We start from the raw sequence: 15,400 nt of genomic DNA on the forward strand, positions 1-15,400 counted from the left end.
GCCCAGGCGTACTGCCCTCAAAACAAATCTAACCTGTATCGGTATAGTGCTTTTTCAGCCTGCCGTCTGTTGAGGTAACGGTTTATGCCGTACTTTCGCTTTATCCGCCAGATAGGCAGTGCTACGCCTTTCTATCTCCCTTAGTTGCTGCTTGTGTCTGCATCCTCCCCCGATACTGTTGCCCTGGAAACCGAAATGCTGCTCGTGCAACGCCTGCGCGACCGTGACGAAGGGGCCATGACCATCTTTTACGACAAGTATGCGGCTGCCCTCTATGGCGTTATTCTGCGCATTGTCAAGAAAGAAGAAACCGCCGAAGACGTGTTGCAGGAGGCGATGGTGAAAATATGGCACTCTTTCGCCTCCTACGACGCCGGCAAGGGCCGTTTGTTTACCTGGGTGATGAATGTGAGCCGGAATCTGGCCATCGATAAAATCCGCTCCAAGCAGTACCGCGTAGGTAGTCGCACGCAACCGCTGGAGGATAGCTCCGCGGCAATGCGTCTGGCCGCCGATACAACGTTCCGGCCCGAACACATTGGCTTGCAGGAGATGACGAGGCAGCTGAATCCAGATCAGCGCCAGATTGTGGATCTGCTTTATTTCGGCGGATTTACGCAAAGCGAAGTGGCAGAAGAACTCAACCTGCCCCTGGGAACGGTGAAAACCCGTGCCCGGGCGGCCATCAAAGTACTTTCTAAATTAGTCCGGTAATGATGGACATGCAGCATTACATCGAATCGGGCATCCTCGAAGAATACGCCTTGGGCGTACTCAGCGCCGATGAACGCGCCGAAGTTGAGCGTGTAGCCCAGCAGGAGCCGGCCGTAGCACGCGAGTTGGTGGCCATCACCAACGCCCTCGACTCCTACGCTGCGGCTCATGCAGTAGTCCCGTCCAGCGCCATGCGCGAACGGGTTCTGCAGGCCTGGGAAGACTCCCTGCGCGAAACCGGTCCGACCGTGGCACCAGCGGCACCGGTTATGGCGGCGCAATCCCCCACGCCGCGCATGGCAGTAGCGCCCGCCGAGCCGGTGACGGCCACTGCTGTGGCCGCCGACAACAACGGAGGTGCCGTAGTACGGCAGATGCCTGCCGCCGCCAGTGCGGGGCGCACCCGTTGGCTGGTAGCAGCTTCCATTGCCTTGCTGCTGATCAGTGGGTTGGGCAACTATCTGCTCTACAACCGGCTTCGGCAAACCGAAAGCTCGCTGGAGCTGGCGCAGGCCGAGCAGTCGCGCTACGCTGCTACCCAGCAGGCAGCATTGAATGAGCGCGACCAGCAGTTGGCTATTCTGCGCAACCAGGCTTTCCAGAGCGTGGAGCTGAAGGGCACCCCCAAAGCGCCCGAAGCGCTGGCCCGTGTGTACTACAATGCCACCACCAAGGCCGTGTATGTAGATGTGCGCAACCTGCCCGAGCTGCCCGAAGGAAAACAATATCAGCTGTGGGCCCTCGATAATGGCCAGCCAGTGGATGCCGGTATGCTAGACATGGCTACGGCCACCGGCGACAGCATCCAGCAGATGAAGAATATTGCCAGTGCCCAAGCCTTCGCCGTGACGGTGGAAGACATCGGCGGCAAGCCTGCCCCCACCATGAGCACGCTTACGGTGATTGGCAACATCTAAATAGGCTTATGTAAGCCGAACGAGAGAGGCAACGAGAAAAGGCCGAAGCTGAGTCTCACAGTTTGTTTGTTACTTGTCAGTAACCAAACGCTGTGAAGCAGCTTCGGCCTTTTTTTCTTTCCTCATTAAGCTGTTTTGCCTTGCACGGTACCATTTTTACACTGCTTAAGCGGTACGTTCAGACGCAGTACGACCACAGTGCCTGGGTGCGGCTGCTGGAGGCCGCGAACATGTCGGCGGTTGATTTCGACCACAAAAGCGTGTATCCCGACGAGCATATGTACCGCTTAATTGGGGAGGCCGCTACAATGACCGGACTTTCGGCCGACGAGCTGCACGAAAAGTTCGGCGAGTATCTGGTGCCCGATCTGATGTACATGTACCAGAAGCTACTCAACCCCAATTGGACGACGCTCGACATGCTGGAGCACACCGAAAACACCATGCACCGACAAGTGCGCTCCGAGCATGCCGAAAACAACCCGCCCGTGCTCAGCGTCACCCGCCTTTCGGCCGACGAACTGTTCATCGATTATGTTTCGGCGCGGCGCATGGGGGGGCTGGCCGTGGGCATCGTGCGCGGCTTAGCCATTTACTTCAACGAAGCCGACCGCATTGATGTGGAGCCAACGACCAGCGAAAACGGGGAGCACGTGCGCATTTGGGTGCGCCGCCGTGCTGCCTGAGGCTGCCGCCCCGGCCGGTGCCGGTTCCAGCTGCGACGGCCCCACTACGTAGCACCCGGGCGAGCGGCTGGTGCCAAGCAATGAACCGTCCGGCCCCAGCTGCCTGTTCTGCTACTAGCCATTGGCTGCCAACCATTCACTGCATCCAGATGAAGCGACGTACTTTCCTATTCGAAAAACTGCTCTGGGGCCGCTGGGTGCCGGCGCTTGGGCTGCTGGTGCTACTGGCCGGCACCAGTGCCTGCGGCCAGCAGCGCCCCGCCAACCCCGACCGCACCATGACGGCGTACGACCGGATGCTGGGCCTGCTTTACAAAAACACCGTGCCCACAATTCAGCCCAAGGCCTTAGCCACGCTGCTGCGCGAGGAGCCGGCAAGCGGCCGCGGCAACGTGTTGCTGCTCGATACCCGCACCCCGGCCGAGTATAAGGTCAGCCACCTGCGCGGAGCCCGCTTCGTGGATTTTGACAACTTCCGCAAGCTGGACTTGAAGGATGTGGCCCGCACCCGGCCCGTGGTGGTGTATTGCACCGTGGGCGCCCGCAGCGAGCAGGTGGGCAGCTGGCTGCGCGAACAGGGCTTCCGCGACGTGCGCAACCTGTACGGCGGTATTTTTCAGTGGATGAACGACGGCCAGGCCGTTGTAAATGCCCAGGGCCCCACCACCGATGTGCACCCGTACTCGGTGCTCTGGCGCCCCTGGCTGAAAACCGGCAACCCCGTGTACGAGGCAAAGTAGGAACGCAGGAGAGCTGAATAGTGAGTTTAACGCTCGTTCGCCTACATTTACGGCCGAGCTGACGGCTCATCAGACTCTTCCACTTAGCCCTTCGCTATTTGCATTCGCTCATCATCTTTGCCCGGCACCCCGAATTGGGCCGTGTGAAAACCCGGCTGGCGGCCGGCATCGGCAACGAAGCTGCCCTGGCAGCTTACCGGGCGCTACTAGCCCACACGCGGGCTGTAGTAGCCCCGCTGGCCGTGCACAAAACAGCCTGGCTGGCGGGCGACAACGCTTTGGCCACCGCCACCGAATGGGCGGGCTTTGAGCAGCGTCCCCAACCAGCCGGCGACCTGGGCCAGAAGATGCAGGCCGCTTTTGCCTACGATTTCACCCGCCCCGTTGAGGCGGCCGTGATTATCGGTACCGACTGCCCGGGCCTGACGACAGGACACCTGACAGCGGCCTTCGCGGCCCTGCGCACGCATGATGTGGTACTGGGACCAGCCGCTGATGGCGGGTATTACCTGCTGGGCATGAAACGGTTGCACCCCTTGTTTTTTGCCGGGAAGGCCTGGAGTACGGCCTCCGTACTGGCCGATACCTTGGCCGATGCTGCCCGGCTGGGCCTACAGGTACACCTGCTGCCCGAACTACAGGACCTCGATACCGTGGAAGACCTGCGGGCCTGGCAGCAAAACCCGGCTTCGGCCAACGGCCCCGCGCTACCCCGCGGCTAAGCGCCCTGCGGCCTAGGCTGCACCTCGGGGTGCAGCCCACTGAGCCGCCCCTGGCGGAAGTCGAGCAGCAGTACGGCCAGCACAACGGTGTACTCCAGGGCCACCAACCACAGGTTTTCGGTGTAGGCCGTGGTGCGGTAGGCCGCATACGATAGTACGGCCACACCCGACCACACCAGTGCGTAGCGTGCCCGCGTGAAGCAACTCAGCAATACCAGCGGTGCGAGGTACCAGGGGTGCACGGTGGTGGCCAACAGAAAGTACAGCGTGAGCAGCAGTAGCAGCGCCCGGGGCAGTGTAGCCCAGGAAGGTCGCCGCTCGGTGGCGGCCAGTAGCAACCCGCCCGCGGCAGTGAACAACGCCAGCGCCGGCCCCAGCCGGGCAATCTGGTTGTAGCCCGTCAGCCATTTCCCGGCGGCCCGCACCAGGTAGTAAAGGCTGGCATTGAACTCGAAGGAGCGGAAGTACAGGTTGAGGCTCCGGCCGATATTCTCTACCAGCTCCAGGCTCAGAAACGGTCCGAACAGCGCCGCCAATACTACCGCCAGCGCCAGCCCGAAGCGCAGATGCTGCGGCCATGCCAGGCGGCGCAGCAGCAACGGCAGCACCAGCAGCGGCAGCAGCTTGGTCGCTACGGCCAGCGCCAGTGCCCCGCCGCCCGCTGCCGCCCGCCCCTGCGCCAGCAGCCAGAGCATCAGCAGTAAAAAGCAGCCCACCAGCCCCTCGAAATGCAGATTGCCGGTCAACTCCACAATAACCAGCGGGTTGAGCAAGTACCACAATGCACGCGCGGGCGGCTGCCCGAACCGCCGTAGCAGCGCCAGCAGCAACCCGGCCGTAGCCGCTTCGGCCAGCAGCAGCAGCACCCGCAGCGCCACCACAAAGCCGCGCTCCGAAGTTGGAGCCAGCCACGCTGCCAGCCCAAATGCCGCTTGGTCGACGGGCGGGTACACCGAGTAATAGTGGGGCGAGTTAAGCCGGGGATAGAGGGCCTGTAGCTGTCCGATTTCTGTTTTTCGTGACGCATCGGGGCCGGCCAATTCGTCGGGGCGGTAGCGGTAGGGGTTGTGGCCCTGGCTAAGCAACAGACCGTCCCAGCGGAAACGGTGGTAGTCGTCAGAGAGGGCGGGCAGGGCCGGTAGCCAGAGCAAGCGTAGTAGTAGCGCCGCCAGCAGCCCCTGGCGTAGCGGCAGGTTCGTTCTTAGCAGCCACCAGTACAGCCCGAACGCCAGTGCCACCAGCCCCGCCAGCAGCCCGAACGCTGGCCGAGGCACGGCGTAGGCCAGCAACCCGTAGGCGGCGGCGCTAACCAGCAGGGCGGCGAGGTGAGTGGGTTTCATTCAGAGGGGCGTTCGGGGGCAAGGCAGCGTCATAAAGAACCTTGTTGAGGCGCTGTTGCAAAAGTCGCATTTCGTTTCTTAACACCTGTGAAAGCTGGGCGCTTTCGCGTGGATTCCCAGGGCCCTGATACGCTGGTTAACCTGCGCGAATCAGTTGGAATAGCGTTTCGCATTGGGTACCGCAAATGGAAAGCGGTCAGGCTCCCCAGCCACTTTCTCCCAGACTCGGTAGCGGTGATGCTAACGCCTGATTTCTACTGGCACAGCAAGGGCGGGCAGTGAACAGGGCGTTGGTCAACGAAAAAGGGCGGTTGGTCAATTCGGGTTTGGCGAATGCAGGACGGCCGCTTCTTTTGAGGCATCAACCTGCCAACTGACGCACCTCAGTCCACTCAACTACCAAGCACCCCGCTATGAAAATCCTGCTCACGTTTTTGCTGGCCTTCTTAACCGGCATCACCCTTGTTGCCCAGCCTCGCATTATAGTCGCTCAACCTTCGGCCGACCAACTTGCGGTAACGGTCCATCCCGGCATTGAGCTGTTCACGGTGGTGCAGATGCTGGCCGGTAAGTATCCGATGCCCAACAAATCGGTTTATGCCAAAGAAGCCGAGGCCTATTTTACTCCATTTGCCAACCACCCGGCGGTGCAGTACGCCCGGCAGCTAAAGGGCATGTATCCTGATCTGCCCGAATTGGGATACTGCCTCGATAACTTTCCGGCCGTGCGCATTCATTATCCGGAGCAAACCGATTGGTACAACCTGAACGGTAAGGATTCGATTCAGACGTATATGCGGCTCTGCAAGCAGTTTTTCGACGATAGCCGCTTCTGGGCCTTTTACCAGCAGCACCAGGCCGATTACGCCGCCTGGGCCCAACCCGTACGGGCCCAACTCGTCAGCGAAGGCCTCGTGGGCAAGCTCGATTCGCTGTACCGCTTCCGTACCAAAGCCCCGCAATGGACTATTTGCCTTGACCCGCTCAATGGCTGGGGCGCGCACGCCATCACGCCTAAAACCCTCAATCCACGCTACGCCGACCGGGTTGTATACAACGTGGGGTTTCTTAACCGCGAATCGACCGACGCCAGCGTGCCCGCCTTCAGCCTGGGTTCCAAATCGGCAGTAACGGTTTGGCACGAAGGGAGTCATATTTATACCAAGGCCCTTCAGCAGCGCTACAAAGCCGATATCAACAAGCTGGCGTACCTGTTCAACCAAGCCGACGCGGGCATGAAGCACAACAATATTCACGACTGGGCGCACTGCTTTGATGAGAACCTGGTGCGCGGCGTGACTATTGCCCTGTTGCGGCAGTACCAGTCGCCCAAAGAAGCCCGCAAGCAGCATGCGCAGGAAGTGGTCGATGATTTCCAGTACGCCGGAGATATTGCCGACGTCATTGCGGCCCGGTACAGCGGCCGGCGCACCTACCCGGATTTTGAGCAGTTCTTCCCCGAAATTCTGGCGTACTTGGCCCGGAAATACCCCACCGCCGAATCGACCAACTAATGCGTACCGCCCGGCCGCGTGCCCTGCCCGAATGGCCCGTTCACCTACTCATTTGGGCATTGTTGCTGATAAAAGACGTGGTGGCGATGCACGAAGCGCCGGCCGCTATGCCGCCCGGAACGGCGGGGGTAACGTACTGGCTGGTGAGCCTGGGCTACCTGCTGATTAGGGCGGCGGCGTTCTATCTGCCCGTGTGGCTGGTGGCCCGGCCGCTGCTGGCGAGTACGCTCGGCTGGCAGCCTTTCGTTCGGGCGGCCGCTGGGTTGCTGCTGGCCCTGTTGCTTATTACGGGGCTGCGGTACGGGCTGGAATTTCACGTGTTCAAGCCGCTGCTCGGCTTCGATAACTACGAGCAAAACACGGCCTTCACAGCGCAGTGGTTTATCGAAAATAGCGTCCGGTTCCACTTTGATGACGTGCTGTACGGGCTGCTGTACGCCGTTATCCGGCACAACCTGCTGGCGGAGCGGCGACGGCGCGAAACGCAGCAGGCCCACACCACGGCCGAGCTGACGTTTCTTCGCTCCCAGCTGAATCCGCACTTCCTGTTCAACACCATCAACGACATTTACGCGCTGGTGTACCAGAAGTCGGATGCCGCGCCGGGCGCCCTGCTGAAACTGTCGGAGCTGCTGCGCTACATGCTGCACGAAGCCCACCACGACCAAGTGCTGCTGAGCCGCGAGCTGGACTATCTGAACGGGTTGATGGAGCTGCAACGCATCGGCACGAAAGACAACCTGTACCTGGAGTACCAGCTCTGCGGCCCGCTGAACGGGCAACTGATTGCGCCCATGCTGCTGGTGTCGTTCGTGGAAAACGCGTTCAAGCACGGCGTGCTAACCGACGCCACGCAGCCGGTTACGCTGCAGCTCGACCTAAGCGCTACCACGCTGGATTTCCGCCTGCGCAACACCAAGCACAAACAGCAGAAAGACCAGGTTGGCGGCATCGGGCTGGCCAACGTGCGGCGGCGGCTGGCGCTGCTCTACCCGGCCCGCCACACCCTGACCATTGCCGACACGCCCACCGATTTTCAGGTTACGCTCCACCTCGATTTATGACCGACCCGATTCGCTGCCTGCTGGTAGATGACAAACCACTGGCGCTCGATATTCTGACCGATTACGTGGCCAAAGTGCCTTTCCTGGAATTGGCCGGGAGCAGCCAAAACCCAGTAGAGGCCCTGAATTGGGTGGGGGAGCGGCGCGTCGACCTCATATTTCTCGATATTCAGATGCCGCAGCTAACGGGCTTACAATTCCTGCAAGCCCTGGACCGGCGTGCGCAGGTGGTGCTAACCACCGCCTACACCGAGTATGCGCTGGCTGGTTTCGAGCACGACGTGATTGACTATCTGCTCAAACCCATCCCTTTCGAGCGTTTTTATCAGGCCGTGCAGAAGGCACAGCGGCGGTTGCGCCCGGCTCCGGCCCCAGAGCCGGCCGAAACACCTCGGCCTTACCTTTTCGTGAAAACTGAACACCGGATGCAGCGCGTCGATTTAGCCGAGGTGCTCTATCTGGAAGGCTTACAGAACTACGTAATTATCCATACGCTGACGGAGAAGGTTATAGCCCGCCAAACGCTTAATAGCCTGGAAAATAGCCTACCCACCACGGAGTTTGTGCGCGTCCACAAATCGTTTATTGTTGCCCTGGCCCACACGCACACCGTGGAGCGGAGCCGGATTTTTATTCAGTCAGCGGCCGGCGACTCCACCGTAATTCCAGTGGGCGATACGTACCGAAGCGCATTTTATGGTCGGCTGTAGCCAGGTTCTGGATGTGTATTTCTCACGCTTTCAACCCCTTGTCAGGCGTGCTTAAGCGAGTAGTAGAATACCAGCCCGTAGCCGGTGGCCAGTAGCAGGTGGGTGGGCAGCAGGCCGTATTCCTGCAAGTAAATACCGGCCCCGATGCCGAACAGAAAATAGGCAGCCAACAGGCCTTCGAGCAGCGTGAGGCCGCCCAGCAACCGGCTGGTGCGGTAGCGCCGGCCGCGCCAGCTGCCCGCGCCGGCGGCTTTACTGGCCCCGGCCCCCAGCTTAGGCGTGCGGATAAAGGCACTGCGCTGGCCCAGCAGCCCCAGTAGTACGGCTCGCGAGTTATGCAGGCTCAGCCCCATCGAAAACGCCAGAAACAGCAGCAACTGACCCACGAAGCCCATCGGCGTGGGCCGACGCCGGGCTGCCTGCTGCCAGGACGTGCGGAAGTAGAACGTGAGCGGAACCAGAGCCAGTAGGAAAAATGCAGCCAGATAGAACACCGGCCGCAGCTGCTCGGCCCCCAGTGCCCGCACGAACACCAGCGGCACGCTCAGCACGGCCATCAGCAAGATGGCCACGAACACCGCGCTGTTGAGCAGATGAAACGTGGCGTGCAGCCGGGTGCTGAGCGGGTGGGCCGAGCGCCACACCTGCGCCAGATGCTTGCGGGCCGTTTCGGCCGCCCCCTTGGTCCAGCGAAACTGCTGCGACTTCAGGGCATCCATGGTGATGGGTAGCTCGGCGGGGGCCGCCACCTGGGGCAGATAGTGGAAGTGCCAGCCCCGCAGCTGCGCCCGGTAGCTCAGGTCGAGGTCTTCGGTGAGCGTATCGGCGTGCCAGCCGCCGGCATCCTCGATGCAGGCGCGCCGCCAGATGCCGCCCGTGCCGTTGAAATTCAGGAAGTGCCCGCCCGCCTGCCGGCCCACCTGCTCCACAAAAAAGTGCGCGTTCAGCCCGAAGGCCTGCAGTTCGGTCAGCAGCGAATAGTCTTCGTTGAGGTGGCCCCAGCGGGTTTGCACCACGCCGGTGCGGGCGCTGCCGGGCCCGAAAAAGTGCGGTACCGTCTGGCGCAGAAAGTTGGGCTCGGGCAGAAAGTCGGCGTCGAAAATAGCCACCAGCTCGCCCTCGCTGCGGCTGAGGCCGTGGGCCAGGGCCCCGGCCTTGTAGCCGGTGCGCACCGTGCGTCGCTCGTGCGTAATGTGCAGGCCCCGGGCGGCGTAATGCTGCACGCGGGCCGCGGCCAGGTCCACAGTTTCGTCGGTCGAATCGTCGAGTACCTGCACATGCAGGCGGCCGGCCGGATAGTTGAGGGCGGCACAGGCATCAATGAGGCGCTCGACCACGAACGGCTCGTTGTAGAGCGGCAGCTGTACCGTTAGCAAGGGCCACTCGGATGGGGCCGGCGGCGCGGGCAGCGGGGGCGTGGCGTACACGCGGCGGGCCAGCCGCGTCAGATGCCATTGCGTGAGGCTGAACCCCAGCAGCAGCAGCAGGCACAGGCCGTACACCGTTATTAATAGAACTTGAAGAGCAAGCATTCAGGCGGTAAGCGGGTGATGGGGTGAGTGGGGGGAGGACGCTGAAAAATTCCTGTCATCCTGAGCATGTTGCGCTTTGAGCAAGGACGAAGGACCTGGTGAGAAGCTGTTATTTCTCGGGGTTAGCTTCTGACTAGGTCCTTCGCAAGCTCAGGATGACAGAGCTATTTCGGTTCGATTGCCCCTCACAAATACCGAAAAATCGTCCACAGAATCTTGTAGCCCGCGCCTAGCGTACCTTTCACGGTGCCCGACACTTTACTCACGCCGATGCGGCGGCGGTAGCGCACGGGCACTTCCGTGGAGCGCAGCTTGAGCTTGGCGGCCTTGAGTTGCATTTCCACTGTCCAGCCGTAGGTGGTGTCCTGCATGCCGATACGTTGCAGGGCCTCGCGCCGGATTGCCCGGAACGGCCCCAGGTCGGTGAACCGGGCGCCGTAGAACCAGCGCAGTAGGGTAGTGGCCAGCCAGTTGCCGAACAGCTGCTGGGGCATCATCGAGCCGTTTTCCCGTTCGCCCAGCGCCCGCGAGCCAATCACCATGTCGGCCTCGCCACGGATGATGGGCTGGACCAGGGCCGTCATGTCGGCGGGGAAGTCGGAGTAGTCGCCGTCGAGAAACACGATAATACCGGCTTGCTCGGCGGCGGAACGGGCGAAGGAGTAGGCCATACCGGCCAGGCAGGCATGGCCGTAGCCGGGCCGGGGCTCGCGTAGCACGGTGGCGCCGGCCGCAGCCGCCACAGCCCCCGTCTGGTCGCCCGAGTTGTTATCCACCACGATAACCTCGCGCACCAGCCCGGCCGGAATTTCGGCCAGTACGTGGCCAATGGACTGCTCCTCGTTGAAGGCGGGAATGATAACGTCGATGACCATGCGGAGAACGAGGAGGAGGGGGTGGGTAACGGCCGAAAGGCGGCGTTGGCCACACCGGATGCGGCTCCCACCAAAAAGAGGTGCAAAGATGCACAGTTGAGCCGGTTTAAGTCATCACGAAAGTGTTTCGGCCCGGCTTTTCGGACGACCCGGTCGGTTTTGGCTACTTTTGCGGCGGCTCACTGTTGGGCTGAACCCGCGCGGCCCGCCGCGCCCTTCCGCGGCTTCGTGCCGTTTTGCTATGCTCCAGATTGGCGACCAGGCCCCCGATTTCACCCTGCCTACCGCTACCGGCGACACGTTTCGCCTGAGCGACCTGCGCGGCCAGCGCAGCGTAGTGCTCTATTTCTACCCCCGCGACAATACGCCCGGCTGCACCACCCAGGCCTGCTCGTTCCGCGACGAATACCAGGACTTCCAGGACCTCGGGGCCGAAGTAGTGGGCGTCAGCTCCGACTCGGAAGCCTCGCACCAGCAGTTCGCCGACAAGCACCGCCTGCCCTTCCCACTACTGGCCGATACCGACGGCCAGGTGCGTAAGCTCTACGAAGTGCCCCGTGCCCTGCTGGGCCTGCTGCCCGGCCGCGTCACGTTCGTTATCGATGCGCAGGGCATCATCCAATACATCTTCAACTCGCTGAGCAACGCCGCCGACCACGTGAGCAAAACCAAGGAAGTGCTGACCAGGCTGGCCAAAAGCTGAAGTCAAAGAGAAAAAGTCAAAAGTAAAAGCGGACCCACAATCGTTGCGATGGTTGTGGGCCCGCTTTTCTACGACAGCCCTGGCCCGCACGCTGTTGGTTTGCAACCTGCGGCGCAAGAGCAACCAAATAGAAACCTAACTCAATATCCGCAGCGAGTCGGCGTGGATAAGCTGGGAGCCCTGGTAGCGGTTGTCGCGGGGGCCGTTTTCGAGGTTGAGCACGCCGCGGGGGCAGGCCGTGGAGCACATGCCGCAGCCCACGCACGAGGCCCGGATGATGGGCTCGCCGCGCTGGGCGTACTGTTTCACATCGATGCCCATTTCGCAGACGTTGGAGCAGTTGCCGCACGAAATGCACTGAGCGCCGTTGGTGGTGATGCGGAAGCGCGAGAAATGCTTTTGGAGCAGGCCCAGGTAGGCGGCCATCGGGCAGCCGAACCGGCACCACACCCGCGCCCCCATCAAGGGGTAAAAGCCCACGCCAATCACGCCCGAAAACACGGCGCCAATAGCGAAGCCGTACGCCTGAGAAAGCGGCTGAGTGATGCCCTGCAACGCTGGCACCGCGCCCGAAGCGCCCACCCACAGCAGGGCGGTCAGCAGCACAATCAAGCCCAATACTGTGTAGATGATGCGCACTTCCCACTTCCAGGCGGTGCGGCTTTTGTCGGAGAGTTGGCGGTAGGGGTCGCCGGCGGTTTCGGCCAGGCCGCCGCAGCCGCACACCCACGAGCAGTACCAGCGCTTACCGAAAAAGTAGGTGAGCACCGGCACGCCCACAAAGGAAATAACGGCCGTCCAGAACACCATGAACACGCCCAGCGCCGGCCCGCCATCCTTCAGCAGATAGCCCACAGTATCGGGAAACAGGTAGTCCTGCTTGAGGGGCCAGAAGTAGCTGAAGTAAAACTCGGGCCGCTGAAAGGCCAGCAGCAGTCCCGGCAGCAGGAAGGCAAAGCCCAGCTGGAAGAACATCAGCGAGCCGGTGCGGATGAGGTGGTAGGGCGAGTGGCGGTACTTCAGCAGCCCCCGTACGCCCATTACCAGAATGGCCAGCGTGTAGAAGGTGCCGTACAGAAACCACTGGTCGGAGGGCCGGTTGCGCAGCCACTGGCTGAACGGGTCGAGGGCGTGCACAAGCTGGTTGAGCGGCCCGTAGTTGCCCTGGTCGTCGGGGCTACTGAACCAGTAGAGGATGACGTAGAAGCCCGTGAGCACGATGCCCGTAACCCAGGCCACGGCCCCGCGGCTGGTGCTGGCCCGCAGCCACAGGTTGTTATGCTGCACGCCGGGCGGCTTGCGGCCGTATTTCCAGCCGGCCCAGCCCAAGGCGCCCACGCTAATCAAGCCCAGTGCGGCAAAAAAGCACCAGTGGGCCCGTTGTGCATCAGCATCAAAGGTAGCGGGCAACAGTAGCAGCAGCCCCAGCGCCACCAGAGTCAGCAGCAGCTTTTCGGTGCCCGCCACCTCGGGCAGGGGGGCTTGGGCGGTGAGGGTTTGGGCAGAATTCATGGGCAGGGCTGGATGATGATTGGACTGGGCGTCATTCTGAGCGCAGCGTAGCGGAGTCGAAGAATATCTGCCGCTGTAGTAAATCCCATTGTTAGGATTAGCATTTGCAGTAGAGATTCTTCGACTCCGCTGCGCTGCGCCCAGAATGACGTTCTGGCTAACCCTTGCTACTAATGATGATGGTGGTGGCCCTCGGGCGGTTTGCCGAACAGGTTGAGTAGCGAGCCGAAAATGTACAGGCCCAGCCAGCACCAGTAGAGGTAGAGGTAGCCCTCAGGTCGGGGGTAATCGAGCAGGTGGATGATGAGCTGCGCGCCGCCGCTCATGATGGCGCCCACTACGGCAATGTACTGGAAGCTGTTGAGGGCGCTGGGATGGTAGAGTTTGCTGAAATCCATGCGGGAAAGAAGATAAAGGCAGAAAAGGCCGCTGGGTTATACGCGGAACAGACCCTTGCGGCGGCGCAGCTGCACCGTGTGTTGCGGGAACTGCTGGTTGAACTGGGCCACAATAACCTTTTCGTACTGGCGAAAAAACTCGGGGTCGAAGTTGGCTGCGCCCAAGTTGGCCAGCACCTCGGTAACCGGTGCGGCGGCCTGCAGCCAGGCGGCCCAGGTATCGTGGCGCTGGCGTAGGCCCAGCACGTTCAGGCCCGTTACGGCCAGGGTGTCAGTTCGGAAGTTGATGCGCAGCAGGGCGTCGCGCGTGGGGTGCTGCCAGCAGAAGCTGTGCTCGCCCGCGTCCGGCTCGGCGGGCACACGGCCGTAGGTCTGGTATTCGAGGTCGAAGAACTTGGCCGAGTTGAACCAGGTGCCGCGGCGGTAGGGGCGGGGGGCGGTTCCGCAAAGGGCGTAGGCCACGGTTTCGCCCTGCTGGCGGCCGGTGTACCAGAGTTGCTCCACGGCCATCTCGCCCGTGGCCGGGTCCCGCAGCTGGGCGCAGTCGCCGGCGGCGTACACCTCCGGGGCGCTGGTTTGCAGGTGCTCGTTCACCAGCACGCCTTTGTCGGTTTCCAGGCCGCCGGCCCGGGCCAGGTCGAGGTTGGGCTCGACGCCGATGGCCAGGCCCAGCCACTGGCAGGGCAGCTCCTCGCCGGCGGTGGTGCGCACGGCCCGTACCCGGCCGTTCTCGTCGGCTAGTATTTCTTCCAGCTCGGTTTCGTAGCGCGTAACGATGTGGTGGGCCTTGAGTTGGCGCTGCACCAGGGCAGCCTCCTCGGCGGGCAGAATGGCGCCCCAGTAGCGGGCGTCGCGGATGAGCATGGTCACGGCCATGCCCTTGGCGGCCAGCATTTCGGCCAGCTCCACTCCAATCAGCCCGCCGCCCACAATTACGGCCTGCTGCACGCCCTGGCGGGTGTCGCGGGTGAGCAGCTCCAGGTCGGGCAGCGTCACGAAGGTTTGCACGCCGGCCAGCTCCGAGCCCGGCCAGGAGCCGCGGCGGCCCCGTGAGCCGGTGGCCAGCAGCAGCTTGTCGTAAGTCAGCGCTGAGCCGTTGTCGAGCTGCACGGTTTTGGCGGCGGTGTCGAGGCCGGTGGCGGTGGCATGCACCAGTTCCAGGCGGTTTTCGGTCCAGAACCAGTCCTCGTAGGGTTTGATATCCTGGTAGCGCATGTGGCCCAGGTACACATACATCAGCGCGGGCCGCGAAAAGTGGTGGGCGCTTTCGGCCGACACCAGCGTGATGCGGGCGTCGGGCCGTAGCTGCCGCGCCGTGAGGGCGCACGTTACGCCGGTGATGCCGTTGCCGATAAGTACGAGGTGCATAGCGCTGAGTGGGAAAACGAAAGAATGTCGGGGCGGTTATAGTACTGCCCGGAGCCGCGAACTGCGCGTACTTACGGCCGCAAGGTATTTTAAAGCAGCGTCAATTCGGTTCAGCTACGGAAACGGCCCGAATTCGGCCTTAACCCCGGCCCCCGGCCCCGCGTAAAGCAGGTATCTTCTTCCACTCAATTACTATCACCGCATGGCTACCTCCAACCAGAACAACAACGACGACCTCAATAGCAACAAGGAAGTTGTGAATGCACAGCAAAGCGCTATTCCCGACAACGAGCAGCTGCAGAAAAAAAAGGAGTTCGACGAGTTGATGAGCAACGGCAAAGAAGCCTCCGACCCCTCGGCCCAGCGCAATGTGGGGGCTGGCGGCTACACCCAGCGCGCCGACCAGAAGGACCAGCTCGAAAACCTGGCTATTGGAGGTGCCGAAGGTGTACCTCAGGGCGGCAACGACCATTCCGATACGGCCCAGCCCAACACCGGTCCGGGCTTCGATGTAGAAGGCAGCTACGATATGGGTAATCCCATCCGCAGCCAGGAGCAGAAGTTCGGCGAAGATGCTCCCAGCGGCCCCGCCAAGCCCGCCCAGG

15 protein-coding genes and 1 pseudogene are annotated in these 15,400 nt (G+C 62.0%); 10 read left to right on the forward strand and 6 right to left on the reverse strand.

All coding sequences use genetic code 11. From position 1 onward, the window contains the following. Positions 1-153 precede the first annotated feature (153 nt). From HW554_RS16555 to HW554_RS16575, 5 genes are all read left to right on the forward strand, one after another. Positions 154-714, forward strand: a complete 561-nt coding sequence (locus HW554_RS16555; RefSeq protein ID WP_317170894.1) for an RNA polymerase sigma factor — start codon at positions 154-156, stop codon at positions 712-714. Next, positions 714-1,631, forward strand: a complete 918-nt coding sequence (locus HW554_RS16560) for an anti-sigma factor (protein ID WP_176909693.1) — start codon at positions 714-716, stop codon at positions 1,629-1,631. The genes HW554_RS16555 and HW554_RS16560 overlap by 1 nt, the downstream gene beginning before the upstream one ends. A 140-nt stretch (positions 1,632-1,771) precedes the next feature. After that, the gene (locus tag HW554_RS16565) at positions 1,772-2,317 is read left to right on the forward strand and encodes a heme NO-binding domain-containing protein (protein WP_176909694.1); all 546 of its coding nucleotides are present in this window, start codon (positions 1,772-1,774) and stop codon (positions 2,315-2,317) included. Positions 2,318-2,466: 149 nt separating this feature from the next. After that, complete coding sequence (locus tag HW554_RS16570) at positions 2,467-3,057, forward strand: rhodanese-like domain-containing protein (RefSeq protein ID WP_176909695.1); 591 nt, start codon at positions 2,467-2,469, stop codon at positions 3,055-3,057. 98 nt (positions 3,058-3,155) lie between these two features. Further along, positions 3,156-3,779, forward strand: coding sequence for a TIGR04282 family arsenosugar biosynthesis glycosyltransferase (locus tag HW554_RS16575; RefSeq protein WP_218134755.1), 624 nt, complete (start codon positions 3,156-3,158; stop codon positions 3,777-3,779). Here the strand turns inward: HW554_RS16575 and HW554_RS16580 are convergent. Further along, positions 3,776-5,119: a hypothetical protein gene (locus HW554_RS16580; protein WP_176909696.1), complete on the reverse strand. Its 1,344-nt coding sequence runs from the start codon at positions 5,117-5,119 to the stop codon at positions 3,776-3,778. The genes HW554_RS16575 and HW554_RS16580 overlap by 4 nt on opposite strands. 413 nt (positions 5,120-5,532) lie before the next feature. Between HW554_RS16580 and HW554_RS16585 the strand changes: the two genes are divergently transcribed. Genes HW554_RS16585 through HW554_RS16595 form a run of 3 tightly spaced genes read left to right on the forward strand, consistent with a single transcriptional unit; the run spans position 5,533 to position 8,407 of the window. Further along, positions 5,533-6,633: a DUF4932 domain-containing protein gene (locus HW554_RS16585; RefSeq protein ID WP_176909697.1), complete on the forward strand. Its 1,101-nt coding sequence runs from the start codon at positions 5,533-5,535 to the stop codon at positions 6,631-6,633. Then, positions 6,633-7,697: a sensor histidine kinase gene (locus tag HW554_RS16590; RefSeq protein ID WP_176909698.1), complete on the forward strand. Its 1,065-nt coding sequence runs from the start codon at positions 6,633-6,635 to the stop codon at positions 7,695-7,697. Before HW554_RS16585 ends, HW554_RS16590 begins: the two co-directional genes overlap by 1 nt. Beyond that, a complete protein-coding gene (locus HW554_RS16595) occupies positions 7,694-8,407 on the forward strand; it encodes a LytR/AlgR family response regulator transcription factor (RefSeq protein ID WP_176909699.1) in 714 nt (237 codons plus the stop codon). Before HW554_RS16590 ends, HW554_RS16595 begins: the two co-directional genes overlap by 4 nt. A 41-nt stretch (positions 8,408-8,448) precedes the next feature. Here HW554_RS16595 and HW554_RS16600 read toward each other — a convergent pair whose 3' ends face one another. After that, the gene (locus HW554_RS16600; RefSeq protein WP_176909700.1) at positions 8,449-9,939 is read right to left on the reverse strand and encodes a cellulose synthase family protein; all 1,491 of its coding nucleotides are present in this window, start codon (positions 9,937-9,939) and stop codon (positions 8,449-8,451) included. Positions 9,940-10,124: 185 nt separating this feature from the next. Then, positions 10,125-10,814, reverse strand: a complete 690-nt coding sequence (locus HW554_RS16605; RefSeq protein WP_176909701.1) for a glycosyltransferase family 2 protein — start codon at positions 10,812-10,814, stop codon at positions 10,125-10,127. Positions 10,815-11,055: 241 nt separating this feature from the next. Here HW554_RS16605 and HW554_RS16610 point away from each other — a divergent pair, with 241 nt between their 5' ends. Further along, positions 11,056-11,517, forward strand: coding sequence for a peroxiredoxin (locus HW554_RS16610; RefSeq protein WP_176909702.1), 462 nt, complete (start codon positions 11,056-11,058; stop codon positions 11,515-11,517). Positions 11,518-11,652: 135 nt separating this feature from the next. Here HW554_RS16610 and HW554_RS16615 read toward each other — a convergent pair whose 3' ends face one another. From HW554_RS16615 to HW554_RS16625, 3 genes are all read right to left on the reverse strand, one after another. After that, the gene (locus tag HW554_RS16615) at positions 11,653-13,029 is read right to left on the reverse strand and encodes a 4Fe-4S binding protein (RefSeq protein ID WP_176909703.1); all 1,377 of its coding nucleotides are present in this window, start codon (positions 13,027-13,029) and stop codon (positions 11,653-11,655) included. Between the two features lie 170 nt (positions 13,030-13,199). Further along, complete coding sequence (locus HW554_RS16620) at positions 13,200-13,427, reverse strand: hypothetical protein (protein WP_092737528.1); 228 nt, start codon at positions 13,425-13,427, stop codon at positions 13,200-13,202. A gap of 36 nt (positions 13,428-13,463) precedes the next feature. After that, a complete protein-coding gene (locus tag HW554_RS16625) occupies positions 13,464-14,795 on the reverse strand; it encodes an NAD(P)/FAD-dependent oxidoreductase (protein WP_176909704.1) in 1,332 nt (443 codons plus the stop codon). Between the two features lie 202 nt (positions 14,796-14,997). On the opposite strand from HW554_RS16625, the pseudogene HW554_RS16630 reads away from it, so the two are divergent. Continuing rightward, positions 14,998-15,400 (forward strand): annotated as a pseudogene (locus HW554_RS16630) (hypothetical protein); the annotation flags it as partial.

It is taken from the genome of Hymenobacter lapidiphilus, from assembly GCF_013377885.1.
Classification (GTDB): Bacteria; Bacteroidota; Bacteroidia; order Cytophagales; family Hymenobacteraceae; genus Hymenobacter; species Hymenobacter lapidiphilus.

Bases quoted from the DNA above. Each gene is read 5' to 3' on its own strand.
- HW554_RS16560 (WP_176909693.1), top strand. From the start codon at position 714: ATGATGGACATGCAGCATTACATCGAATCGGGCATCCTCGAAGAATAC.
- HW554_RS16570 (WP_176909695.1), top strand. From the start codon at position 2,467: ATGAAGCGACGTACTTTCCTATTCGAAAAACTGCTCTGGGGCCGCTGG.
- HW554_RS16580 (WP_176909696.1), bottom strand. From the start codon at position 5,119: ATGAAACCCACTCACCTCGCCGCCCTGCTGGTTAGCGCCGCCGCCTAC.
- HW554_RS16585 (WP_176909697.1), top strand. From the start codon at position 5,533: ATGAAAATCCTGCTCACGTTTTTGCTGGCCTTCTTAACCGGCATCACC.
- HW554_RS16590 (WP_176909698.1), top strand. From the start codon at position 6,633: ATGCGTACCGCCCGGCCGCGTGCCCTGCCCGAATGGCCCGTTCACCTA.
- HW554_RS16595 (WP_176909699.1), top strand. From the start codon at position 7,694: ATGACCGACCCGATTCGCTGCCTGCTGGTAGATGACAAACCACTGGCG.
- HW554_RS16600 (WP_176909700.1), bottom strand. From the start codon at position 9,939: ATGCTTGCTCTTCAAGTTCTATTAATAACGGTGTACGGCCTGTGCCTG.
- HW554_RS16605 (WP_176909701.1), bottom strand. From the start codon at position 10,814: ATGGTCATCGACGTTATCATTCCCGCCTTCAACGAGGAGCAGTCCATT.
- HW554_RS16610 (WP_176909702.1), top strand. From the start codon at position 11,056: ATGCTCCAGATTGGCGACCAGGCCCCCGATTTCACCCTGCCTACCGCT.
- HW554_RS16615 (WP_176909703.1), bottom strand. From the start codon at position 13,029: ATGAATTCTGCCCAAACCCTCACCGCCCAAGCCCCCCTGCCCGAGGTG.
- HW554_RS16620 (WP_092737528.1), bottom strand. From the start codon at position 13,427: ATGGATTTCAGCAAACTCTACCATCCCAGCGCCCTCAACAGCTTCCAG.
- HW554_RS16625 (WP_176909704.1), bottom strand. From the start codon at position 14,795: ATGCACCTCGTACTTATCGGCAACGGCATCACCGGCGTAACGTGCGCC.